The organism is Phycisphaeraceae bacterium (assembly GCA_019636675.1).
GTDB lineage: Bacteria > Planctomycetota > Phycisphaerae > Phycisphaerales > UBA1924 > JAHBXC01.
In genome coordinates, this window is record JAHBXC010000001.1 from 471,713 (window position 1) to 494,354 (window position 22,642).

The 22,642-nt window shown below is 66.3% G+C and carries 21 protein-coding genes; 13 read left to right on the top strand and 8 right to left on the bottom strand.

The features are described from left to right. Positions 1-121: 121 nt before the first annotated feature. From KF684_01995 to KF684_02010, 4 genes are all read left to right on the top strand, one after another. Complete coding sequence (locus tag KF684_01995) at positions 122-2,188, top strand: hypothetical protein (protein MBX3351679.1); 2,067 nt, start codon at positions 122-124, stop codon at positions 2,186-2,188. Between the two features lie 78 nt (positions 2,189-2,266). After that, positions 2,267-4,570, top strand: coding sequence for an AAA family ATPase (locus tag KF684_02000; protein MBX3351680.1), 2,304 nt, complete (start codon positions 2,267-2,269; stop codon positions 4,568-4,570). A 354-nt stretch (positions 4,571-4,924) separates the two neighbouring features. Next, positions 4,925-5,329: a hypothetical protein gene (locus KF684_02005; protein ID MBX3351681.1), complete on the top strand. Its 405-nt coding sequence runs from the start codon at positions 4,925-4,927 to the stop codon at positions 5,327-5,329. Between the two features lie 90 nt (positions 5,330-5,419). After that, the gene (locus KF684_02010) at positions 5,420-7,747 is read left to right on the top strand and encodes a hypothetical protein (protein MBX3351682.1); all 2,328 of its coding nucleotides are present in this window, start codon (positions 5,420-5,422) and stop codon (positions 7,745-7,747) included. 173 nt (positions 7,748-7,920) lie between these two features. Here the strand turns inward: KF684_02010 and KF684_02015 are convergent, their stop codons facing one another. Beyond that, positions 7,921-8,508, bottom strand: a complete 588-nt coding sequence (locus tag KF684_02015) for a hypothetical protein (protein MBX3351683.1) — start codon at positions 8,506-8,508, stop codon at positions 7,921-7,923. A gap of 178 nt (positions 8,509-8,686) precedes the next feature. On the opposite strand from KF684_02015, the gene KF684_02020 reads away from it, so the two are divergent. Further along, on the top strand, positions 8,687-9,280 hold the full coding sequence (locus KF684_02020; GenBank protein MBX3351684.1) for a DUF1905 domain-containing protein: 594 nt from the start codon (positions 8,687-8,689) through the stop codon (positions 9,278-9,280). 56 nt (positions 9,281-9,336) lie between these two features. After that, on the top strand, positions 9,337-9,825 hold the full coding sequence (locus KF684_02025; protein MBX3351685.1) for a hypothetical protein: 489 nt from the start codon (positions 9,337-9,339) through the stop codon (positions 9,823-9,825). A 9-nt stretch (positions 9,826-9,834) separates the two neighbouring features. On the opposite strand, the gene KF684_02030 is transcribed toward KF684_02025, so the two are convergent. Further along, positions 9,835-10,239, bottom strand: coding sequence for a nuclear transport factor 2 family protein (locus tag KF684_02030; GenBank protein MBX3351686.1), 405 nt, complete (start codon positions 10,237-10,239; stop codon positions 9,835-9,837). A gap of 104 nt (positions 10,240-10,343) precedes the next feature. Here KF684_02030 and KF684_02035 point away from each other — a divergent pair, with 104 nt between their 5' ends. From KF684_02035 to KF684_02050, 4 genes are all read left to right on the top strand, one after another. Continuing rightward, the gene (locus KF684_02035; protein ID MBX3351687.1) at positions 10,344-10,724 is read left to right on the top strand and encodes a winged helix-turn-helix transcriptional regulator; all 381 of its coding nucleotides are present in this window, start codon (positions 10,344-10,346) and stop codon (positions 10,722-10,724) included. A 3-nt stretch (positions 10,725-10,727) separates the two neighbouring features. After that, the gene (locus KF684_02040; GenBank protein MBX3351688.1) at positions 10,728-11,222 is read left to right on the top strand and encodes an SRPBCC family protein; all 495 of its coding nucleotides are present in this window, start codon (positions 10,728-10,730) and stop codon (positions 11,220-11,222) included. Next, positions 11,219-11,629 carry a DUF1801 domain-containing protein gene (locus KF684_02045; protein ID MBX3351689.1) on the top strand — a complete coding sequence of 137 codons (411 nt, stop codon included), beginning with the start codon at positions 11,219-11,221 and terminating at the stop codon, positions 11,627-11,629. Before KF684_02040 ends, KF684_02045 begins: the two co-directional genes overlap by 4 nt. 98 nt (positions 11,630-11,727) lie before the next feature. Beyond that, complete coding sequence (locus KF684_02050; GenBank protein MBX3351690.1) at positions 11,728-12,561, top strand: alpha/beta hydrolase; 834 nt, start codon at positions 11,728-11,730, stop codon at positions 12,559-12,561. 43 nt (positions 12,562-12,604) lie between these two features. On the opposite strand, the gene KF684_02055 is transcribed toward KF684_02050, so the two are convergent. The 5 genes from KF684_02055 to KF684_02075 all read right to left on the bottom strand — a co-directional run bounded on the left by KF684_02055 (position 12,605) and on the right by KF684_02075 (position 15,029). Beyond that, positions 12,605-13,090, bottom strand: a complete 486-nt coding sequence (locus tag KF684_02055) for a DUF1579 domain-containing protein (protein MBX3351691.1) — start codon at positions 13,088-13,090, stop codon at positions 12,605-12,607. 44 nt (positions 13,091-13,134) lie between these two features. Then, a complete protein-coding gene (locus tag KF684_02060; GenBank protein MBX3351692.1) occupies positions 13,135-13,602 on the bottom strand; it encodes an SRPBCC domain-containing protein in 468 nt (155 codons plus the stop codon). 25 nt (positions 13,603-13,627) lie between these two features. Then, the gene (locus KF684_02065; protein ID MBX3351693.1) at positions 13,628-13,978 is read right to left on the bottom strand and encodes a helix-turn-helix transcriptional regulator; all 351 of its coding nucleotides are present in this window, start codon (positions 13,976-13,978) and stop codon (positions 13,628-13,630) included. Positions 13,979-14,082: 104 nt separating this feature from the next. Continuing rightward, complete coding sequence (locus KF684_02070; GenBank protein ID MBX3351694.1) at positions 14,083-14,637, bottom strand: SRPBCC family protein; 555 nt, start codon at positions 14,635-14,637, stop codon at positions 14,083-14,085. Beyond that, positions 14,634-15,029 carry a winged helix-turn-helix transcriptional regulator gene (locus KF684_02075; GenBank protein MBX3351695.1) on the bottom strand — a complete coding sequence of 132 codons (396 nt, stop codon included), beginning with the start codon at positions 15,027-15,029 and terminating at the stop codon, positions 14,634-14,636. Before KF684_02075 ends, KF684_02070 begins: the two co-directional genes overlap by 4 nt. A 157-nt stretch (positions 15,030-15,186) precedes the next feature. On the opposite strand from KF684_02075, the gene elbB reads away from it, so the two are divergent. From elbB to smc, 3 genes are all read left to right on the top strand, one after another. Further along, positions 15,187-15,873: an isoprenoid biosynthesis glyoxalase ElbB gene (gene elbB, locus KF684_02080; GenBank protein MBX3351696.1), complete on the top strand. Its 687-nt coding sequence runs from the start codon at positions 15,187-15,189 to the stop codon at positions 15,871-15,873. A gap of 2 nt (positions 15,874-15,875) precedes the next feature. Next, positions 15,876-17,837 (top strand): flagellar basal body P-ring protein FlgI, encoded by a 1,962-nt coding sequence (locus KF684_02085; GenBank protein ID MBX3351697.1) that lies wholly within the window; start codon positions 15,876-15,878, stop codon positions 17,835-17,837. Positions 17,838-18,025: 188 nt separating this feature from the next. Further along, positions 18,026-21,889, top strand: coding sequence for a chromosome segregation protein SMC (gene smc / locus KF684_02090; GenBank protein MBX3351698.1), 3,864 nt, complete (start codon positions 18,026-18,028; stop codon positions 21,887-21,889). Positions 21,890-21,896: 7 nt separating this feature from the next. Here the strand turns inward: smc and KF684_02095 are convergent, their stop codons facing one another. Then, the gene (locus KF684_02095) at positions 21,897-22,595 is read right to left on the bottom strand and encodes a LysM peptidoglycan-binding domain-containing protein (GenBank protein MBX3351699.1); all 699 of its coding nucleotides are present in this window, start codon (positions 22,593-22,595) and stop codon (positions 21,897-21,899) included. Positions 22,596-22,642 lie beyond the last annotated feature (47 nt).

The following is a 22,642-nucleotide window of genomic DNA, read 5'->3' on the forward strand; positions in this document are numbered from 1 at the left end:
GTTGAAGGAGGAAACGCAATGGCATGCACATGTCCTTGCCCCTCGGAGTCCGCAAACCTGCGACCGAGGGATCGTCACGCACGGTGAAGACCGTCGGGCGCACAGCAAGAAGGACCTGTTCATGTCAAGCACCATTCCTGATCATGTCGTTCCCCGTCCCGTCGAGCCCCTGCCCGAGTTGGCGCACGCCAAGTCAAGGCAAACGCTTGCCGAGAAGCTCATCGCCGCTTTTGGTCTCGCGGAGTCCGCGGCCAACGCCATCTCCAACGCGGTAGTCGATCCCGCCGCGGTCCGCAAGGAAATCGGCGAACCCACCGATCCGCAGACCGAGGAGATCCTCGTTCCGGGCGGCTCTCTGCTCGGCATCCGCACCACAGTGTGGGCGCGCCGGATCATGCCTGATCCGCGCAACCCCCGCATCGGACCCTCGCGTCGGCACCCGTTCGCTGTCGAGCCAGGAAAGGGCTCCGAGGCTTCGCGGTTCCGGCCCGTTCCTGAGCCCCGGTCACCCCAAGGCCGCGAGGACAAGGCCGAACTCGAAGTGGAAATCGAGTCTCGTGACCACCTTGTGTGGGCGAGCAACCAGGCCGCCGGGTTCATTCTCGCGGAAAACGACTGGCGTGAGTCGATCAAGTCGCAGGGCGTGATGGAGGCGGTGTGGCTTGTCGCCACGACCTATATTCACGCCGACGGCTCCGAACCGGCGACGACCCTCGTCACGGCCGAAGGCTCCTCGCGTGCAACTGCCGAGCATGACGTACTCGGCGTTGTCTCGGCCGACGTGCCGTACGACTCGTCGGACACCAAGTTCCGCGCCGATATCCGCAAGCTCAACGATGTGCTCGAATCGGGCGCCACGGACGAGCAGCTGGCGGCACTCCGCTGCCAGCGGATGCCAGCGTTGATCATCGTCGGTTTCCGGAAGCACAAGCACTCTACAACCACCTTCCCGACCGCAATCAAGTCGCTCGTCGCACTCCGCCACGTCGATCCTCCCAAGCCGTGGGGCGAGGGCCCGGAGAACGAGTCCCTTGCTGACGAGGTGCTCGACGAACTCCAGCGCCGCGGCTTGGTCTCCTCCAACGAGCGGGCCTATTTGGCGGGTGCATGCACCCGTGAAGAGGCCCGCGCCGCACGCCTGCCGGATGACCCGGCCTCGCGGGCGGCACGGATCGTGCGGCTGTTCACCACTTCAGACCCGCGTGTTCAGGGTGCGATTCGGGTAGCGGTGACCAGCCAGTCCACCCGCAAGCGCATCACCCCCAAGCTCATGAACGCGCTCGCCACGGCGCTCATCCTCCGCGCGCTCAACGAGGAGGATGCCTCAAAGGCGGACCAGGTCCGTCGCTACATGCGGCACGCCTTCGGCAAGTCCGCACACCATCAGACGTGGGAGAACACTGGTCGCAGCAATGACGAGCTTGCCGCGGCCGCGATCCAGGAGGTTGAGGACTCCATCGCGCGGGGTGAGGATGGTGATACGGGTCCGGCTTCTCTGGAGCTCGCTGTGCGGGCTGCTTACCCGCTTCTTGTTCAGGGTAAACTGAATGCCGACCGCGGCACGGCCAACAACGACCAGCCCGATCGCCGGACGCCGGGCGAGATCCTCGACCGCATGCGGCAGACCGTGCAGGGCGTCCGCCAGCTTGCTCAGGCCCTGAACGACTTCCGGGTCGGAGTCCCGATCCGCGCCGTGGACGAGCGCGGTCAGGTGAAGCCCAACTCGGACGGTACGGGTGAGCAGTACGTCAACGACATCTACCTGCGCGATGAGTTTCCGTCGCGCGGGAAGGTCCGTGCCCGCCGCAGCGCTTCAACGCCGGGTGAAGCGCTCCAGGCCGCGCTCAGCGTCCTGGGCGAGGCGTTCGACCAGCTGGAGGTCTCGCACCGCGCCGTAGGTCAGGTGTTCGGCGATGATGGCCGGTTCCTTGTGGATACCGAAGGCGTGGACTACCACGTCTGCGGCAAGTGGAAGAAGGTCATCGAGCAGCTAAACGAGGACCTCGTGGTCTGGAGTCGCCAGTTCCGCAAGCGGTATGGCACGTCCGCACCGGCAACCAAGGTTGACGACCTTGACTCTGAGCCGGGAGACCCGGAAGAGCTGGGCGCTGAGGCCGATGCCGCCTACGACGGGTCATACAGCGGATGGGAGCCCAAGCCCTCCGCCGATCAGAATGCTCAGCACTAATCCCATCACAACCTCGGGCCTAACGGTCCGGGGTTGTATTTTCGCGTGTGCACTTGCATACTCGCACGAGGTGGCGCCGTGATCAATCGTTTGCAGCTCATCAGGAATATTGGACAGTTCGACTCCGTGAATGGCGCCGCGAACATCGCCCTGTCACGATTGACACTGGTATATGCGGAGAATGGAAAGGGAAAGACCACGCTTGCGGCGATCCTTCGCTCGCTGGGGACCAATGACCCCATACCCATCACCGAGCGAGCCCGGTTTGGCGCACAGCATCCCCCTCATGTAGTTCTTGAATGCGCGGGGGGCCCGCCAGCCGCCATGTTCCAGAATGGCGTGTGGAACCGGTCCCTCGGCACGGTCGTCGTCTTTGATGACCAGTTTGTCGACCAGAATGTTTACTCGGGCCTTGTCGTCGGCACCGAGCATCGCCAGCGCCTCCACGAGTTCATCCTAGGCGCGCAGGGCATCGCGCTGAATCAGAGGCTTCAGGACCTTGTCGCGCAGATCGAGGTGCACAATGGCCAACTACGCGCCAAGGGAACCGCCATCCCAGCCGTAGAGCGCGGCCCCTACTCCGTGGACGAGTTCTGCAACCTCCCCAATCGCGCCGACATCGATGCGGCGATCCAAGCGGCCGAGCGGAGCCTTGCAGCAGCTCGCGAGCAGGACGCGGTTCGTAACACCGCCGAGTTCGCCGCCATTTCTCTTCCCGCTTTCGACACCGCTGCAATCGAGGCGATTCTTCAGCTCGACTTGCCAGCGCTTGACGCGGACGCAGCTGCCCGCGTTCAGGGGCACCTAGGCAGGATCGGAGCGGGCGGCGAAGCATGGATCGGCGAAGGAATGTCACGCATCCCGCAAGCACCGGCGGAAGGCGGTGACGCGATGTGTCCGTTCTGTGCGCAGGACCTTTCCGCATCGGACTTGATCACGCACTACCGCGTCTATTTCAGCACGTCGTATGAACAGTTGAAGCGCTCTATCGCGGATGCGCTCGCGACAAACACTCGGGTGCATGGAGGCGATATCCCGCCAGCGTTCGAGCGGTCCATCCGGGTCACGGTCGAGCGAGGGCAGTTTTGGTCCCGATTCTGCGATGTGCCGGAGTTCGGTATCGATACAGCCGCGATCGCGCGAGACTGGCGCGACGCCCGTGACGCCGTATCGGCTGCGCTGACCGCGAAACAGGCAGCACCTTTGGAACGGGCGACCCTCTCCGAAGAAGCCCGGGCCGCGGTCGCCGCGTACGACCGGCACCGGGCGGCGATGACTGCACTGAGCGACCAATTACAGCTGGCAAACGCCGCGATTAGGATCGTGAAGGAGGGAGCAGCCGCGGGCAACGCGGCCGCTTTGTCCAACGACGTGGCGCGATTGAAGGCAGTCAAGTCCAGACACGTTGCCCCGACCAGTGCGCTGTGTCAGGCATACTTGGATGAGAAGGCGGCCAAGGCGGTAACAGAAACACAGCGTGAGCAAGCGCGAGCCGCACTGGATCAGTACCGAACGAACGTCTTTCCGGCTTGCCAGACCGCGATCAACGTTTACCTTCAGCGATTCAATGCCGGATTCCGTCTGGACAGCATGACTTCCGCCAACACGCGCGGAGGGTCAGTGTGTACCTACAGCGTGATCATCAACAACACGAGCGTACCGATCGGCGGGACACCGCCCCCGCCGGGCACGCCGTCGTTCCGAAGCACGCTCAGTGCAGGAGACCGCAACACGCTCGCCCTGGCCTTTTTCTTCGCTTCGCTGGATCAAGACCCTGCGCTCGCTTTGAGGATTGTGGTAATTGATGATCCGATGACCAGCCTTGATGAGCACCGGTCGCTTACCACCGTTCAGGAAGTCCGCAATCTTGTTCAGAGGGTCCAACAGGTCATCGTGCTCTCGCACTCCAAGGCGTTCTTGTGCGCAATCTGGCAGAACGCCAATCGGCAGGTGTGCACACCCTTGATTGTCGTGGAGTCGCCGCCGGGTTCGACCATCTCCGCGTGGACGATTGGAGACGATTGCGTCACAGAATACGACCGCCAGCACAAGCGACTGCGCGACTATCGCCCCGGTAACGCTGCCACCTCTCGACTTGTCGCTCAGGACCTACGGCACGTGCTGGAAGGGTTCTTGCGTCGATGCTGCCCGGCTCACTTCCTGCCAGGTGAAGTGCTTGGCGACTTACGCCGCAAGATTCGAGACCTGCCCGCAGGAAGTCCCGCGATCCTCTCGGCATCGGCAGTCGCGGAATTGGATGCAATCTGCGAGTACGCCAACCGCTTTCACCACAACACGAATCCCGCATGGGAAACAGAGGCCGTCAACGAGACGGAACTTCGTGGGTGGGTCGCGCGGGTGATTGCCTTTGTGAGCAAGTAGCGGGATCGCCCGAGGCCTGACAGTTGGAGACAACCCTGTTGATGGAGCGGGAGACGCGCCCCCTCTCCCGCTCCAAACCACACCCTCTACCCCCAACGAACAGGCATCTGTGGCAATGCCGATAGACGGCGTCGGCCGTGACGCGAATCAGCGTCCGTGACCTGTCGGCCTTGCCCGCTCACCCGGTTTCACGGTTTCACGGTTTCACGGCTAGCAAAAGCCGCGTTCCGGGCTCCCAGGCCCGTATCCCCTCCACAAAAAGTTCTATTGGTGTACTGTCACCCCGACTTCTTTTGTAATGCCAACCCTCCGCCCCTCGGGCGGAGGGTTTTTTCGTTTTGGGAACCCGATGAGATGATCCTCGTCCCCATCGCGATCGTCGTCACGCTCTTCCTCGCCTTCGAGGTCGGCTACCAGACGGGCAAGCGCCGGGCGCGACGGTTCCCGACAGAGCAGAAAGTTGAAACCGGCGCCGTCCAGGGCGCGATCCTCGGACACCTGCTCGGCTTCAGCTTCACCGGCGCCGCCGGGCGTTTCATCGAACGCCAGGACCTCATCAGCCGCGAGGCCAACGCGATCGGCACCGCCCACCGGCGCGCCGACCTGCTCGACCAGCCCCACGCCAACGAGCTCAAACACGCCCTCGTCGCCGCCGCCCTGTGGACCACCATCGACCTCGACTGGTCCCGCGTCGGCCTCGTCCGAGTCTCCGACCAGGCCCTGATCGAACTGCACGGGGCGCTGACGGGGACGCGGTAGCCTCCGGGCGATGCGTCCCCCGCCCTCACTTTGCGCCGACTCTCGCAGTGTGGTAGCATCGCTCGTAGTCGGGCACCCTTTCCACTCACCATGAGCTCCTACACCTTTCACAATCTGTCAGACGCCGATCTAGAAGACCTCGCTTGCGACCTGCTTAGCGAAGAGCTTGGCCTTTCGTTTCAGTCCTTCACCCAGGGACGAGACGGGGGGATCGACCTGCTTCACGGCGCACGAATTGCAAACAGCACCATCGTGCAGTGCAAGCACTACCGCCGCTCTCCCTACTCAACATTAAGATCAAAGCTCACACTAGAAGAAAAGCCCAAGCTTTCAAGACTGAACCCTAGCAGGCTCATCCTTGCAACATCACTGCCACTTACGCCTCAAAACAAGCTGGAACTATTGTCTATTCTTTCGCCGCACTGCACAAGCATGCACGACATTTATGCCAGAGACGATCTGAATGCCCTCCTTCGTCGCCACCCTCATATCGAGCAGACCCATTACAAACTCTGGCTCACCAGCACCTCCGTTCTCCAACGGGTACTCCAAAATGGCATAGCAGTCTGGAATGCGATGACCGAGAGTGAGATTGAACAGAAACTTTCGCTCTATGTACAGACGCCCGCGTATGATACGGCAATGCAGATTCTCGGGCGGTACAACTACTGCATTCTTTCCGGCATACCCGGCATCGGCAAGACGACACTTGCACAAGTACTCGCCACTCGCCTAATGGAGGACGGTCACGAGCTAATCGCAGTGCAAGACAGTGTTCAGAATGCATTTACCATGCTTGATCTCACCAGAAAGCAGGTGGTCTACTATGATGACTTTCTCGGCCAGACGAGCATCACAGAGCGCTTGGGCAAGAATGAGGACCACGGGATATCGCGGCTATTGCACGAAGCCTGTCGCAACAAGAATTTGAAAGTTATCCTTACAACCCGAGAATATATTCTCAGGGATGCAAAGAAGACTTACGAGCCGCTAAACCGCGCAGGACTTGATGTCGCAAAATGTACGATCACTGTCGAGGACTACACGAGACCTCTTCGGGCAAGAATTCTATATAATCATCTGTATTTTTCCAGACTTAGCACGGACTATTCGGCCGAGATTCTACGCAACAAGAACTATCGCCATATCATCGATCACAGAGGGTACAGTCCGCGCATTGTACACGGAATGACATTCGGTGCCGGCTCGATCGGAGTGCCGCCCGATCGGTATGTGGAAAAATTCCTAGAAGTTCTTGATAATCCGAAGCTGCTGTGGCAGAGCGCTTTTAATGACCAGCTCGATGCCAATGCAAGGGCAATTCTCTATTGCCTTGGCACTTGCGACAACTGGATTGGCTACGAAGAGCTTTACGCAGCGTGGTGCGGTCTTTGCAAGGGGGTGTCCATAGGCAGCCCGCTCGAAAGTCGACACATTTTTCACAATGCAATGAAACAACTCGAAGGATCATTCACGCGAAGCACAAAAGACCGCCATCGCGTAGCTATTGATTTTCATAATCCTTCAATCAAAGATTTTGTTCGACGCAGAATTGCAGAAGACGTACATGTGTACAAATCTCTAGTCTGTGGCTCTATATTTTTTGAACAGGTTGCATGTCTTGCTTGCCTATCCGCAACCGGTACAGTCGGGGCAGGTCCGGGCGGCCTGCCTGTAGAATCGGGTGTATTGCACGATGCAATTCACAGGACATTCCGCGCCAAACCAGGCACCTACCAGATGATCAGGTATCACGCAGATGACGCGATGATGCTCGTGCCTTCCGATGGCGATCTCGGATCTCGATTGGCTGCGATCGCGGGGTGGGCAGAGCGTGCTGCCAACCGCGAGTTGTTGACGCTCTGCTGTGACATCGTGGATTCAATGCTAAGACACGGCGACATCGAACGGGTGGCAACTGCTTCAAGTCGCGCGTTCCTTACCGCGATTTTCTCGCTCCCCGCAGATGACGAGCGTATTTCTTACATTCGCAATGAATTCTTGATCCATGTTGAACGGTATATGGAGGATTCCCAAGACCTTCTGGATTGGAAATCATGGTCCCGTTTCGTCGCCGCCAACAAGTCGATTTTTGACGAGAGCCGCATCGGCTGGTGGGCAGATCGGGCAGAAACCTTCTGTAGCGAAGAGTTTCGCGCCGCTATTGAGAATTCGGAGACTTCATCGCAGCTGGAGGAGTGGCGGGACGACATCGTTGATATTGCTAGCTGGTGGGGTGTGTCGTTCCAGTATGACTCGCAGGAATATGAGGAGTTGCTTGATCAGCTTCGCCTGAACGAGGAGGCCTCTCAGCCTGACAACCACTGGCGCCAATCTACTGCTCCTGCAGCTCTTTCCGATGATGACGAAGATATCCATCGTCTTTTTAGTTTGCTCGTCGAGAAGGCTCGCGAGTAAGCGATTGTGAACGGCTCGCGATCTGCCTTTGGACTGAAGTGCCGAAGTCAATTGGAGGGGCGAGCGGGTCGGGCCGCCGCTCACCCTCCGGACTCGGGCAAATCCCCCCGCCCCTTGGGTAGCGGCGAGGCGGAAGAAACCCACGCACATTAATACCCCTTCCCGATCGCCCATCACCGCCGCCGCCGGTGCCCCGCCACAACCCCCGCGGCCACCATCAGCCCCGCCCCGCTCCCCGGCGTCGGCACGACCACGAAATCGAACTGGTAGGTCGTCGGCGCGCCCAGTTGGAAGAGCCAGAACGAGTAGGTCCCGGCCGGGACGGGCGAGGTGAAGCCGATCGCTCCCGAGCCCCAGCCGATCTGCTGGAGGATGTCCTCGCCCACATTCCCCTGGCCGCGCCCGAAGTGGGTCCAGCCCATCATTTCCGCCGGCCCGCCGCTGGGGGGCACGATGAAGGTCGGCCCCTCGCACATGCCGATGAAGGCCGTGCCGTCGCTGCCGGCGTAGGAGACGAGGCGCAGTTCGGTGAACAGGGCGCCCGCCGGGATGGTGATCGAGATGTAGTCGATGTCGGCGAGCCCGCCGCCGGTCGTCGCGCGGAGGGAGTGAATTCCCGCGTTCAGGTTGAAGTGCGTGGGCGCGAAGCGGTTGCCCGAGAGGTCGCCGTCCACCGCCTCGTCCCAGATTGTCTGGGCGTTTGCCTGCGAGGCGCAGAGCAGCAGGGGCAGGGCGAACGAAAGCAGGCCGCGGGTACGCATGAACACAACTCCTGAGGGGGGGAAGGCCGCCGGGCGCGTGGGGGAATCGCTGCGGGCGGGAGAAACATGTCTGGGGTGAGTGTACACGAAGTCGCCGGCGCCGCAAGGGTTTTTTCTGGGCCGGGGCGTCCGAGAACCTCGCGTGCGAGGCGTGTCGCGCGCCGTATCCTCGTGTTCCATGCCTTCGCGCGAGCCCCAGCCCGTACGCACGACGATCCGTTTCAGCGCCACGCTCCACACGCCGCGAGAGCCGGCGGGCGCGCCGTGGTGCTTCCTGCGCCTGCCGGGCGACGCCAGCAAGCGGCTCCCCTCGCGCGGGCAGGCCAGCGTGGAGGGCACGCTGAACGGCGCGCGCTTCGCGGCCACGCTCGACCCCGACGGCAAGGGCGGCCACTGGCTGATGGTCGAGCGCGAACTCCGCGAGGCGGCGGGCGCATCGCCCGGCGACGCCGTCGAGGTGGAGATCGCCCCCGTCGCGGTCGAGCCCGAGCCGGAGGTCCCGGCGGACCTGCGCGACGCCGTGAGCGCGAGCGCGAGGGCGAAAGCCGCGTGGGACGACATCACCCCCCTCGCGCGCCGCGAGTGGATCCACTGGGTCACCTCGGGCAAGCGCGCCGAGACGAGAACGCTGCGCATCGCCAAGGCGTGCGACATGCTCGAGAGCGGCAAGCGCCGCCCCTGCTGCTTCGATCGTTCCGGCATGTACAGCAAATCCCTGGCGTGCCCGGAAGCCGATGACACTCCGCGGAGCGCGGCTCGCGCGCGCCGGTAAGAATCCGCGCTCGACGCCCGAACCGGTCGCTCCGTCGCCGCTGTACCAGACCACGCATGCACGACGCCCCCACCACTTCTCCTTCCCGCCCCCCCGACGACGCGGAAGTGGTCGCGTTCCTGCGCGGGCGCTCGGCGCCCTGCCCGCGCTGCTCGTACGACCTGCGCGACATCACGACGGCCAGATGCCCGGAGTGCGCCGAGCCGCTGGTGCTGAAGGTCGGCTCGCCTCAGGCGCGGTTCGGGTGGCTGGTGCTGGCGATGGCGCCGGGGTGCTTCTCTGGTGTGGCGGCGTTGTTCGTCGCGGTGCCGGTGGGGTTGACGCTGATCCGGTTCTTCCCGCCCGGCCAGGGGGCGCCGTGGCCGATCATCGTGGCCGACGCGTTCGGCTTCCTGAGCGCGGCGTCGGTCGTGATCATGTACAGGCATCGTCACCGCTTCATGGCGTGGAAGCCGGCGCGCCAGCGCACGGTCGCCGTCTCGATCTGGGGGGCGCACGTGCTGATGTTCGCGCTCGTGCTGCTGGCGCTTGGGTATTGGTACTAAGCCGCTGCGTTACGCGCGCCCCATGACCCGCGCGATGTGCAGCGTGTCGGCGTGCTGCTGGAAGGCGGTGATGCTCCCCCCGGCGATGCGCCAGACATGCGCGATCTGCGTGTTCTGCTCGCGCCCGGTGGCCTTGCACCTGCCGCGATAGTGACCGAGCCCGACGACCGTGTCTCCGGCGTCGAGGAGCTCATCAATCTCGACCGTGAAGCCGTCCCACTCGGCGCCGATGCGCGCGAAGACGCCCTGCAGCACGGCGTCGGGCCCGATGTACGGGTTGCCGTCGGCGTAGGGGAAGTTGTTCGCCTCGTTCCAGACGATGTCGGGGCTCATGCGCGCGAGCGCGCCCGGGATGTCGCCGGACGCGAAGTCCTCGTACAGGCCGCGCACGAGTCGGATGTTGAGACTTGGCATGGGGTTCCGTTCGGTGAGGGGCTCGCTGCGAGGCGCCGAGTGTACCCGAGGATTCTTCAACCACCCGGTTGACAATTCCCGGGCAGGACGCCATACTCAACCACATGGTTGCAGATACCGGCCACCCCCTCGACCTCGTCTTTCAGGCCCTCGCGCACCCGGCGCGCCGGGCGATCCTCCGACAACTCACCGACGCGGAGCGCAACCTGAGCGAACTGGCGGCGCCCCTGAAGATGACCTTCCAGGCCGCGTCCAAGCATGTGAAGGTGCTCGAGCGTGCGCGGCTGGTTCGCCGGCGCGTGGTCGGTCGCGAGCACCTGTGCCGGCTCGACGCGGCGCCGCTCAAAGAAGTCGCCGAGTGGGCCGAGGGCTACCGCGCGATCTGGGAATCGAACTTCCAGCGCCTCGACGCGCTGCTCGACGAGATGCAGGAACCCCGGCGCGCCGCGCCGGCCGCCAAGAGAGCCAAGAAAGGGAGAAAGTAAGCCATGCAGAAGAACGCCATGAAGATCATGACCCGGGGCGATCGCGAGATCGTCATCACGCGCGAGTTCCACTCGCCCCGCCGCGCCGTGTGGGACGCGATGACCAGACCCGAACTGCTGCGCAAGTGGCTCTTCGGCCCCCCGGGGTGGGAGATGACCGAGTGCGTCGAGGACCTGCGCGTCGGCGGGCTCTATCGCTGGGCGTGGAAGGGCCCCGATGGCGAGGCCATGGCGTTGCGCGGCGAGTACCGCGAGGTCGTCCCCCACGAGCGCATCGTGCGCACCGAGACCTTCGAGTTCGGCTGCGATGCGCAGGCCGGCGAGCAGGTCGGCACGCTGACTCTCGAGGAAAATCGCGGGCGCACCTCGCTCACGATCGCGCTGGTCTACCCCTCGAAGGAAGCCCGCGACGGCGCGCTGGCGTCGGGCATGGAGCACGGCATGAGCGCCGGCTACGACCGTCTCGAAGAAATGCTCGACGCAGGGACGCCGGCGTGACCACGGGCAAGACCAAACCCGGTGCGCAGACCCCCGACGCCCTGCTCGACGCCCTCGACCACCCGATGCGCGCGGAGATCGACGCGCTGCGCGCGATCATCCTCAAGGCGCACCCCGGGCTGGTCGAGGGCGTGAAGTGGAACGCGCCCAGTTACAGCGTGGAAGGCGAAGACCGCATCACCTTCCAGCTGCGCGCGAAGGACAAGATCCTGCTGGTCTTCCATCGCGGCGCGAAGAAGAAGGCGCCGCCGAAGCGGGGTCGCCTGATCGAGGACGACTCGGGCCTGCTGGAATGGGCCGATGACGACCGCGCCATCGCCACCTTCCGCGCTGGCGAGGTCGCGGCGAAGAAGAAGGCCCTCGCGAACGCGGTGAAGCGGTGGGTGTCGGCGGCACACCCAGAGTAAACCCCCGTTCGCGAGCGTTCCCCGAACCACAGCGGTTGCCTAGCGTTGTTGTCGGCAGCGATGGCCGCCGCGCGCACGCACGCTGAACGGAGCGATCCATGCCGACGATCATCACGCGAGATGGGACCGACATCTATTACAAAGACTGGTCGCCCAACGACGACGCGCCCGCCGTCGTGTTCAGCCACGGCTGGCCGCTCTGCTCGGACAGTTGGGAATCGCAGATGCTCTTCCTCGCGTCGCAGGGCTATCGCTGCATCGCGCACGACCGGCGAGGGCACGGGCGCTCCAGCCAGCCCTGGCACGGCAACGAGATGGACACCTACGCCGACGACCTCGCGATGCTCATCGAGACCCTCGACCTGCGCGACGCCACGCTGATCGGCTTCTCGACCGGGGGCGGCGAGGTCGCCCGGTACATCGGGCGCCACGGCACGCGCCGCGTCGCGAAGGCGGCGCTCATCAGCGCGGTGCCGCCGATCATGGTGAAGACGCCCGCGAACCCCGACGGCCTGCCCCTTGATGTCTTCGACGGCATCCGCGCGGGCTCGGTGAAGGACCGGTCGCAGCTCTACAAGGACCTCGCGAGCGGGCCGTTCTTCGGTTTCAACCGGCCCGGGGCGAAGCCCTCGCAGGGGATGATCGACTCGTTCTGGATGCAGGGCATGATGGCCGGGCACAAGAACGCCTACGACTGCATTAAGGCGTTCTCCGAGACCGACTTCACGCAGGACCTCAAGAAGTTCGACATCCCCACGCTCGTGCTGCACGGGGACGACGACCAGATCGTTCCCATCGGCGCGTCGGCGCACAAGTCGGCGAAGCTCATCAAGGGCGCGACCCTGAAGGTGTACCCCGGCGCGCCCCACGGCCTGGCCGACACGCACAAGGATCAACTGAACAAGGACCTGCTCGCGTTCCTTCGTGGGTGAGCGAGCAGGCCCTGGGTCAAAGGGATGCCGTGGCGACCAACGCTTACTTCACGCGCCGGTAGTGCGAGGTCATCAGCTGATTCCACTTCCCGTCGTCGTCCTGCATGACGGCGGTGAAGACGCGGTGGTCGTCGCTCTTGAACTCGGTGATGTCCTTGAACTTCGACTTCTTGGTGGGGTTGGTGGGCATGTAGCCCTCGGTCTCGAGGGTGAGCACGCGCTTGGACGCGTCGAGGTGGCCGTCGTAGATCCAGAGGTAGTCGCACATCGAGCCGAACCAGGTGCCCACGAACCGGCTGGTGCGCGTGTCGTAGCCGAGGGTCAGGATCATGGTGGCCTCGGTCACGCCGTCGGGCAGCGTGCCGGTGCTCTCGCCGACGATCCAGAGGTCGCCGACGGCGCGGACGCGCTCCCTTCCGCTGAACTTCATGGTGGGGCCGCCGGGCTCCATCGTGCATTCAGACTCGTACTCCCACTCGCCCAGAAACTTGCGCAGCCAGTGGTGCTGTTCGACGATCGTCATTTCCATGGTGAGTTCTCCCTTTCCTTGCGTTGGTGGTCTGTCCCTGGGTTTCAGCGCGACGCGCCGGTGCGCATCGACTCGGCGATCTTTCGGATGGTCTTCACCGCGTGATCCCAGCCCTCGTGCACGCCCTCGCGGTGATCACTGGGGATGAGCCCCATCGCGCGGTGCGTGATGGTGAGCCGGGTGGACTCGCCCTCTTCGACCAGACGGTACTGCACATGCGAGACCGCCGGGTAGGACATGAACATCGGCCCGCTGATCTCGATGAGTTTCGGGGGCTTGATGACCTGCACATGGCCCCACAGGTGGCCCGCGTCGTTGCCCAGATCGCGGTACCAGCGCCCGCCGGGCCACGCCTCGATCTTCATGGGGAACGGCTTGCCGTCGGGCATCTCGCCGCCGGGACCCATCTCGTGAAGCACCGCCTGGAAGGTGATATCGATCGGCGCGTCGATCTCCACCTCCTTGACGACATGGATCGTGTGCACCTTCTCGTTGTCGATCTGCGCGACCATTCGACCCTCTCTTTCCGGTGTGCGTTCACCTGTGGCGCTTCGCGGCGGCCCTCGCTTCCCGCTCAGCGGTTTCCTTGATGCGAGAGGCCTGGCTCTCCCAGAACCGCTCGTACTCCTTCGCCCACGCGTACACGGGCTTCAGCTCTGCGGCGTTCAGCCGGTACACCCGACTCCGCCCGAGTTTCTGCACCGTGACCACCCCCACCTCGCGCAGCACCGCCAGGTGCTTCGACACCGAGGGCTGCGGCATGCGCAGCGCGTCGACGAGCGCACCGACGGTCTGCTCGCCTGCGCGAGCGAGGATGTCGAGGATCTCTCGCCGGCGGGGCTCGGCGATCGCGACGAACACATCGAGCGTCATGGCTGATGGGGGCATGCCTCAAATATATTCCTTTATGGGAATATGTCAAGGGCCGCGTCTGAACCTTCTCCGATACGCCCCGCCCCGCTCAGCGGGATGGATGAAAGCCCTGTCGATCGTCAGCGTGCCGCGCGTTCCTCGTGCGGCACGCGGGCCTCGTACTCGGCTTCCAGGCGCGTGTGCGTCGACCAGAACGGGCGCGCCTCCTCGCCGCGAAGGATGTCGAGCAGGATCGAGGTGTGCGTGTCCCACCCCGCCGCGACGCTGATCTTCAGATCGCGACCCTGCAGGCGCGTGTGCGTGAGCGTCAGCAACACTTCATCGCCCTTCGGGGACAACTCGAAGGTCACCTCGGAGTGGTCGCCCCACGACTCGCCCCAGGTGTACGCGAGCAACCGCGGCGGCTCGATCCGCGTGATGCGCCCTCGCATCGGCCCCGCGCTTCCGCAGTCTTTGTACTTCTCGGGCGGCGCTTCGCGCCGCGGCGACAGCCCGGTGTTGTTGAACACCATCTCGACCGCCCCGCCGACGCGCAGGTCCATCGGCCCCGACGCGAGCCACTTCCCTCGCTTCTCAGAATCGGTGAGATACTCCCACACGCGCTCGATGGGTCCGGGGAGGGTCCGCTCGAAACGGATGGTGTCTGGAGATACGAACTCGCCGCGCTTGCTCATGGTTTTCTCTCTTTCCTTGCCTTGGATGGTGATTTGGCGCCGGGGGCCGAGGGTTTGGGTGCGGCCTCGTCCTCTTCGAGCAGCACACGCTCGAGGGCGTCGAGACTTCGGCCCCACATCGCGCGCTGACGCTCTATCCACTGCGCCGCTTCGTCGAGCGGCGCCGGGTTGTACGACACGAGGTGCTCTCGCCACACGCGACGACGCCGCACGAGGTCGGCCTCCTCCAGCGTGCGGATGTGGCGCGAGACCGCGTTCAGCGACAGGTCGAACGGCTCGGCCAGGTCGGTGACCCGCGCCTCCCCCTCCATCAGCCGGTGCAGAATTGCCCGCCGCGTCGGATGGGCGAGAGCGGCAAGCGTCCGATCGAGGCGTTCGTCGAGGGCGACCATTCATTCACAATATATGTTGAATGATGGTCCGTCAAGCCCGTTCCGTTCGAACGCCCGATATCCGGCGCGCGACGGGAAAGGACGCCGCCGGCGCGCGAGCCCGCTCCCCCCTAGGATTCGGCTGGCTTCCCGCACACCAACCGCGAGGTGATCCGCTATGCCCAAAGTCGCCATCATCCTCTCCGGCTGCGGCGTGTTCGACGGCTCGGAGATCCACGAGTCCGTCAGCGTCCTGATCCACCTGACCCGCCACGGGGCCGACTGGCACTGCTTCGCGCCCGACCAGCCCGTGCCGCAGGTCATGGACCACTACACCGGCAAGCCCTCGGGCGAGCAGCGGAACATCCTGCACGAGTCGGCCCGGATCTCGCGCGGCAAGGACCGGATGTCCCCGATCGACGCGCTGAAGGCCAAGGACTACGACGCGCTGGTCATCCCCGGGGGCTTCGGGGCGGCCAAGAACCTCTCGGACTTCGCGACCAAGGGCGACAAATTCCACATGCACCCGGAGGTCGAGCGGGCGATCAAGGAGTTCCACCAGGCCGACAAGCCGGTCGCCGCGTGCTGCATCGCCCCCCCGATGGTGGCCAAGGCGCTGGGCAAGGGCGTGAAGGTGACCGTGGGCGAGCCGGGCGGCGCCGCCGACGCGATCGACGCCGTGGGCGGCAGGCACGTCGCGACCCCTGTGGGCGAGGCCTGCGTGGACAAGGGCGCGAAAGTGGCGACGGCGGCGGCGTACATGTACGGCGATGCGACCCCCTACGAGGTGTTTGTTGGCATCGGCGAGATGATCGACGCAACCATGGCGATGACGGGTGCGGAAGTAGCCACGAGGGCCGACTGACGATGACGATCCGACTGCCAGCGAGGGCGTTGTCCCCGAGAACCGTGCTCAGCGCCGCCGCGGCGGCGTCGTTGTGCGTTGGCGCGATGAGCGGGTGTTCCTCCTCGAAACCCAAGCCGCGACCGCGCGCCGAGGCGCCGATCGCGGCGCCGGCCCGCGAGACGCCCTCGATCCTGCGCGGGACGATCGGCGCCGAGTGCCGCATCGCCGGGGCCGAGCCGATCCTGATCACGGGCTACGGCATCGTGGTCGGGCTGAACGGGACGGGCTCGGGCGACGCCCCCCCACCGATCCGGGCGTGGCTTGAGCGTCAGCTCGCGCTCAAGGGCGTCGGGCGAGGGGGCGGTCCGCTGGGCGAGGTTTCCCCGCGCGCCGTGATCGACGACCGGAACACCTCGATCGTGCTGGTGCAGGCGAGGATGTCCCCGGGCGCCCCGAAGGACGCGACCTTTGACGTTCTGGTGACGGCGCTCCCTGGCTCGGCGACGACGAGTCTCGAGGGCGGGCGTCTGATGACCACCGACCTGACGCCAGGGCTGTTCGTGCCGGGTGGCCCCGAGGTGCGCTCGATCGCGACGGCGCGCGGCGCGGTGTTCATCAACCCCTTCGCCGACCCGGCCAAGGCCGACGAGCAGTCGATCAACCGCACGACGGGGCGCATCCTGGGCGGCGCGACGGTGACCGAGCCGTTCGACCTGCTGCTGACGCTCGACACGCCCTCGCACAGCCGCGCGCGTGCGATCGTGAACGCGATCAACGACGCCTTCCCGCGCTCTGCGCAGGACCGTCTCGACACGGCCCGTGGTCGCAACGACGAGGCGGTCGCGCTGACGATCCCCGCCCGCTTCAAGGACACGCCCGACGAGTTCATCCAGCTCCTGATCCATACGAGGATCGACCGCGCGTTCCCGAACGAGTGGGCGTCTCGCTACGTGCGCGCGATGCGCGAGGAGCCGGGGCTGGCCGAGTCGATCAGCTGGTGCCTCCAGGCGCTGGGGCCGAGCGTGATCCCCCAGATCCGCGCGCTGTACACCTACCCCGAGCCCAAGCCGCGTCTTTCGGCGCTGCGCGCCGGGGCCAGTCTGGGCGACGCCCTGGTGGCTCCCCATCTGAAGGAGATCGCGATGCAGGGCGAGCCCGGGCTGCGCCTGCTCGCGATCGAGCAGCTCGCGAAGATGCCCCCGAACCCTCGCCTGAACCTCGCGCTGCGAGAGCTCGTCGACTCGGACGACCTCACGATCCGCATCGCCGCGTACGAGGCCCTGGCGGCCCGGCGCGACCCGTGGGTCGTGGTCTCGAAGGAGATGGGCGTCGAGCGCACCCTCTACAGCACGCCGAACTCGCCCGGTGAGTTCCGGCTCGACGTGGTGCGATCGAACAAGCCGATGATCTACATCAGCCAGCAGGGCGTGCCTCGCATCGTGGTGTTCGGGGAGAGCCTCGAAGTGAGCCGCCCGTCGCTGGTGTACGCGTGGGACGATCGACTGATGGTGGTGGGCGACGACCCCGGCGGCCCGCTGCGCGTCCGCTACCAGGGCTGGCGGAACACCTCGGTGCCGGTGCAGAGCGAGGCCGACAGCAACGTCGCCAAACTCATCGAGTTCCTCGCGCACAAGCCCACGCCGGAATCGCCCTCGCCCGGCCTCGCGATGACCTATTCCGAAGTGGTCGGCACGCTCTACGAGCTCACCGAGCGCACCCGCGCCATCAGGGCGGACTTCGTCGCCGAGCAGGACCGGCTCCAGGCCGAGTTGATCGCCATGGTCCAGACCGAGCTGGGCGATGACCGCCCGGAACTCGCGGGCGAAGAGGCGCCTCTCGAAGAGCCCGGCGCACCGGCGCGAACGCTGGCCGACGAACCGACGACCCCTGCGCAGCCGACCGACGCCCCCGCGACGACCGAGCCGGCCAAGCGAGGATTCGTCGTGCCCATCGCGCCGCGCGATCCCAAGAAGCCCCAGTAACCCTCGCCGGGCGGAGTATTCACCCTCCCCGGGGGTTCCTGCCGAACCTTGTCCCGTGCGTCGAGGTTGAAGACTGCGTGCCGGCAGGTCATACTGTCGCACCTGATCGCCGGGCGGAGCCCGGCACGCACCCCTTGAAGGGCGCCCCCGCCCCCAGGCCGGAACGACACGGAGGTCACCCAGGCCGCATGCGACTCGCCAAACTCACCCTCACCGGGTTCAAGTCGTTCGCCGACCGGACGGAGTTTTCCTTCGACGCCCCCATCACGGGCATCGTCGGGCCCAACGGCTGCGGCAAGTCCAACGTCGTCGACGCCATTAAGTGGGTGCTCGGGGAACGCTCCGCCAAGAGTCTTCGCGGCTCGTCCATGGGCGATGTGATCTTCGCCGGATCCGCCGGGCGCAAGCCGGGCGGGCTCGCCAGCGTCACCCTGACCTTCGACAACCCCGTCCTCGAGCGCGCGATCGACCCCGCCAGCGCCGAGCCGGTCGCCGACCCTGCGTCCGACGAGCCCGTCGACCCCGCAGCCCCCGATGAGCGCTCGCCCCTGATGCGAGGGCGTCGGAACCGCGCGCTCCCGATCGACGCCGAGACGGTCGACGTGGAGCGTCGCCTGCATCGCGACGGGACGAGCGAGTACCTGATCAACGGTCGAAAGGCGCGTCTGAAGGACATCCGCGACCTGTTCCTCGACACCGGCATCGGCGCCGACGCCTACTCGATCATCGAGCAGGGCAAGGTCGACGCGATGCTGCTCGCCAACGCGGTCGATCGGCGCGTGTTCTTCGAAGAGGCCGCGGGTGTTGCGAAATTCCGCGTGCGGCGGGTCGAGGCCGAGCGCAAACTCGACCGGGCCGAGACCAACCTCGTGCGCGTGCGCGAGCAGCTCGAATCGACCGACCGTCGCCTTCGCATCGTGAAGGGGCAGGCCGCGAAAGCGCGCCTGTTCAAGGAACTCGACGAGAAACTGCGAGCGTTGCGCACGGGCCTCGCGCTGCACCAATACCGCGAGCTGAAGGACCGCCTCTCGGGGCTGACCTCGCGCATCACCGGGCTGGAGCGAGAGCGCAACGAGGCGACCGGCGTGCTGGAAGCGGCGGAAGCCGACAAGCAGCAGGCCGAGCTCGAGCGCCACGCAGCCCTTCAGGCGCGACAGGACGCCGAGCGCCGTCGCGCCAGCGCCCAGCACGCGATGCAGTCGGCCGAGCAGCGCCGCGCGATGACCGAGCGCACGCTCGCCGAGTCGCGCCAGCAACTCGAAGACGAGAAAGCGCAGGGCGCCGCCCTGCGAGAGCGGACCGAGCGCCTCACCGCCGATCGCGACGCGCACACGGCGCGGATCGCCGAGCTCGAGGGCGTGGCGGCCGACGCCGAGCGTTCCGTGCGAGAGGCGGCCGACGCGCGCGAGACCGCCCAGCGCGCGCTGGGCGAGCGACAGGCGGCCCTCAGCGCGCGCGAGCAGTCCGCCCGGGAGATCGCCCGCCAGCGCGACGCGCTCGCCAACGAGGCCGAGGCCGAGCGCCGGCGCATCGAGACCCTGGGCGAGCAGGCCAGACGGGCCCGCGCGTCCCTCGACGAGATCGACGCGGCGCACGAGCAGTCCGAGCAATCGATGCGCGAGCACGAGGCGCAGGCCGCCGAGGCGCGCCGGGCCGCGGCCGACGCCGAGTCGCGACTGTCCGAACTCGACGAGCGCGCCGCGTGCGTCGCCGGCGACCAGCGCGCCCTCGCCGAAGAATTCGCGGAGCGCGAGCGCGAGATCGCTCGCCTCGACGGGCGTCGCGCCACGCTGCAGGAGATGATCGACTCGCGCGCCGGCCTGGGCGACGCGCCTCGCGAGGTCCTCTCACGCGCCGAACGCCACGAGGACGGCTTCGCGTGCGTGATCGGCCCGCTCGCCGAGATGATCCGCGTCGAGCAGCGCGACGCCGCGGCGGTCGAAGCGGCGCTCGGCTCGGCGCTGCAGGCGATCGTGGTGACCTCGCTGCGCGATGTCGCTGATTCTCCCGCGCTCCGCGACGCGCCGGGGCGCGTCACCCTGCTGCCCCTGCTCCGCGACGCGCAGGAACCGGCCCACGCCGCCAACGGGCTCGACGCGATCCCGACGGACCGCCTGGCGCGCGTGCGAGACCTGATCACCAGCGACGAACGCGTCGCCCAGGCCCTCGACGCGCTGCTCGACGGCTCGTACGTCGCGACCGACCTCGACGCGGCGATGCTGCTCGCCGCCGGCCCGCTGCGCGAAGCGCGAGCCCGCTTCGTGACCTCGACCGGCGAGGTCCTCGAACCCGACGGACGCGTCATCGTCGGTGCGCCCGGCTCGGGCGAGTCCGGCCAGGGCCTGCTCCAGCGCCGCGCCGAACTCGAGGCCCTCGAGCGGTCCCTCGTTGACCTTCGCGCCGACGCGGAGCGCCTGCGAGCCCGCCTGCACTCGCTCCACGCCCAGAGCGACGAGCTCGACGCGTCACGCGCCGAGACCCGTCGCGCCGCGAGCGAGGCCCGGCGATCCCTCGCCTCGCACGACGCCACCATCGAGCGGCTCCGCGCCGAGATCACCCGCTCGCAGCGACAGAGCGCCTCGCTTCGCGACGACCTCGAGTCGACGCAGGCACGCGTCGCGAAGCTCGAAGGAGATCGAGGCGCGGCACTCGAGCGAGCCGAGAAGCTCACCGGCCTTCTTCAGGACGAGCAGCAGGCGGTCCAGTCGCTGCGAGACTCGCTCGCGCAGGAGCGCGCCGCCCTCGACGAAGCCAACGACCGGCTCACCCGCGCCCGGATCGCGCACGGCGGCGCCGCTGAGAAGATCGCCAGCGCCCGGCGCGAGCTCCGCGCCGTCGAGTTGGCGATCGAAGAGGCCGCGTCGTCCATCGAGCGCATCGACCGCACGCTCGCCCATCGCGAGGCGAGGATCGTCGAGCACGAGAACGCCATCCACGAGTGCGCCCAGGCGATCGTCGTCGCGCAGGGCGAGCTCGCCGAGGCGTCTTCGCTGTTCAGCGAGGCGGTCTCGCGCCTGGACGAGTCGTCACGCGCCGCCCACGAGCGCGGCGAGCGGGTCCTGCTCGCACGCGAGCACGCGCAGCACATCGAGCGCGACTGGAACGCGGTCGAACTCTCCAAGCGCGAGGTCGAGGTCCGGCTCGAGACGCTCGAGCAGCGCACGCTTGAGGACCTGTCGCTCGACCTGGCCGCCACGCTCCCGCTGTGGACGCAGGAGGAGTCGTCGCGCGAAGAGATCGACGAGGACGAACGCGTCGCCGAGATCCGTTCGCTCCAGAGCGAGATCAAGAAGCTGGGCAACGTGAACCTCGGCGCGATCGACGAGGAAAGCGAGCTGGAGACGCGCAACGAGGACCTCGCGCAGCAGCTCGCGGATCTCGACGCCGCCCGCGCCCAGCTCACGGCGCTTATCGAGGAACTGGCCAATGTCAGCCGCGACCGCTTCCGAGAGACCTTCGAGGCGATCCAGGCCAGCTTCGGCGGGCCGAACGGGATGTTCCGCAAGATCTTCGGCGGCGGTCGCGCCGAACTGAAGCTCATCCCCGACGAGGAGACCGGCGAGATCGACTGGCTCGAGAGCGGCGTCGAGGTGCTGGCCAAGCCCCCGGGCAAGGAGCCCCGCACGCTCGCGCAGCTCTCGGGCGGCGAGAAGACCATGACCGCCGTCGCGCTGCTCATGTCGATCTTCGAGACCAAGCCCTCGCCCTTCTGCGTGCTGGACGAAGTGGACGCGGCCCTCGACGAGGCCAATGTCGAGCGCTTCAACGCGGTGCTGCGCCAGTTCCTCGACCTCTCCCACTTCATCGTCATCACGCACAACAAGCGCACGATGCGCCACGCCGACCAGCTCTTCGGCGTCACGATGCAGGAGCGCGGCGTGTCCAAGCGCGTGCAGGTCCGCTTCGAGGACGTCGGGTCGAACGGCTCGATCAGGGCGAACGTGTCGGGTGGAGAGCCCGTCGCGAACGACCCCGTCGAGCCCGGCGAGCCCCCCGTGGTCGAGATCCCGGCGAAGCGTCGGCGCGCCAGCGAGGCGCTCAGCGCGAACTGAATGATCGTCAGGGCGACGGCGGCGCGGGCGGGATGACCAGCGTCATCCCGGGGCGGATGTCCTCGGGCTTGCCGATCTTGTCGCGGTTCGCGTCGAGGATGAGCTGCCAGCGCGCCGACGAGTTGTAATAGGTCCGCGCGATCGCGCCCAGCGTGTCGCCACGGCGCACGACATACTCGATCCGTGCAGCGGGTTCCGGCTCGCGCGGCTTCGTCGGGGGCGTCTGCACGACCTGGGGGTTGGGTCTGCCCTGAATGTTGGTCGGGTCGATCGGGATGCGGATCGTCTGACCGACCCGCAGTTTGAGCGGGTCGACCCGCGGGTTCGCGCTCGCGACAGCGGTCCACAGCGCCGCGTCGCCCAGCTGCGTCCTCGCGATGGTTTCCATCGTCTCGTTCGCGCGGACGGTGTGCTCGCGGAACGCCGGGGGGATGACAGCCGGCGCGCTGGGCGTGGTGGGCTGCTCTGCCTGGCGCGGCGCGGCGACCTGCGGGGGCGGGGCCTGCGCGACGGGCTCGCTCACGGGTCCCTCGGTCGTTCGCGCCGGGCGGTCGTCGGCGAAAACGATCCCGGGCCCGGCGGGGACGCTGGGCGCAGGGGGCGTGGCCCAGTAGACGCCTATCCAGACGAGCGCAAGCACGCCGCCGCCGGCCATGATCCTGCGCGCCGAGGGCGGCCTCCGGGATGACTCGCTCGAGAGGGACATCTCAGGGCATCATCGGCCCCTCGCGCCCTCCGGTCCAGTCCGGCGGA

What these genes read in the sequence shown, in the direction of transcription:
- KF684_02085 (MBX3351697.1), top strand. Translation starts at nt 15,876, where the DNA reads ATGACGATCCGACTGCCAGCGAGGGCGTTGTCCCCGAGAACCGTGCTC.
- KF684_02015 (MBX3351683.1), bottom strand. Translation starts at nt 8,508, where the DNA reads ATGCGTACCCGCGGCCTGCTTTCGTTCGCCCTGCCCCTGCTGCTCTGC.
- KF684_02065 (MBX3351693.1), bottom strand. Translation starts at nt 13,978, where the DNA reads ATGCCCCCATCAGCCATGACGCTCGATGTGTTCGTCGCGATCGCCGAG.
- KF684_02035 (MBX3351687.1), top strand. Translation starts at nt 10,344, where the DNA reads ATGGTTGCAGATACCGGCCACCCCCTCGACCTCGTCTTTCAGGCCCTC.
- KF684_02095 (MBX3351699.1), bottom strand. Translation starts at nt 22,595, where the DNA reads ATGTCCCTCTCGAGCGAGTCATCCCGGAGGCCGCCCTCGGCGCGCAGG.
- KF684_02010 (MBX3351682.1), top strand. Translation starts at nt 5,420, where the DNA reads ATGAGCTCCTACACCTTTCACAATCTGTCAGACGCCGATCTAGAAGAC.
- KF684_02040 (MBX3351688.1), top strand. Translation starts at nt 10,728, where the DNA reads ATGCAGAAGAACGCCATGAAGATCATGACCCGGGGCGATCGCGAGATC.
- KF684_01995 (MBX3351679.1), top strand. Translation starts at nt 122, where the DNA reads ATGTCAAGCACCATTCCTGATCATGTCGTTCCCCGTCCCGTCGAGCCC.
- KF684_02060 (MBX3351692.1), bottom strand. Translation starts at nt 13,602, where the DNA reads ATGGTCGCGCAGATCGACAACGAGAAGGTGCACACGATCCATGTCGTC.
- KF684_02055 (MBX3351691.1), bottom strand. Translation starts at nt 13,090, where the DNA reads ATGGAAATGACGATCGTCGAACAGCACCACTGGCTGCGCAAGTTTCTG.
- KF684_02070 (MBX3351694.1), bottom strand. Translation starts at nt 14,637, where the DNA reads ATGAGCAAGCGCGGCGAGTTCGTATCTCCAGACACCATCCGTTTCGAG.
- KF684_02005 (MBX3351681.1), top strand. Translation starts at nt 4,925, where the DNA reads ATGATCCTCGTCCCCATCGCGATCGTCGTCACGCTCTTCCTCGCCTTC.
- KF684_02050 (MBX3351690.1), top strand. Translation starts at nt 11,728, where the DNA reads ATGCCGACGATCATCACGCGAGATGGGACCGACATCTATTACAAAGAC.
- smc (MBX3351698.1), top strand. Translation starts at nt 18,026, where the DNA reads ATGCGACTCGCCAAACTCACCCTCACCGGGTTCAAGTCGTTCGCCGAC.
- KF684_02030 (MBX3351686.1), bottom strand. Translation starts at nt 10,239, where the DNA reads ATGCCAAGTCTCAACATCCGACTCGTGCGCGGCCTGTACGAGGACTTC.
- KF684_02075 (MBX3351695.1), bottom strand. Translation starts at nt 15,029, where the DNA reads ATGGTCGCCCTCGACGAACGCCTCGATCGGACGCTTGCCGCTCTCGCC.
- elbB (MBX3351696.1), top strand. Translation starts at nt 15,187, where the DNA reads ATGCCCAAAGTCGCCATCATCCTCTCCGGCTGCGGCGTGTTCGACGGC.
- KF684_02020 (MBX3351684.1), top strand. Translation starts at nt 8,687, where the DNA reads ATGCCTTCGCGCGAGCCCCAGCCCGTACGCACGACGATCCGTTTCAGC.
- KF684_02025 (MBX3351685.1), top strand. Translation starts at nt 9,337, where the DNA reads ATGCACGACGCCCCCACCACTTCTCCTTCCCGCCCCCCCGACGACGCG.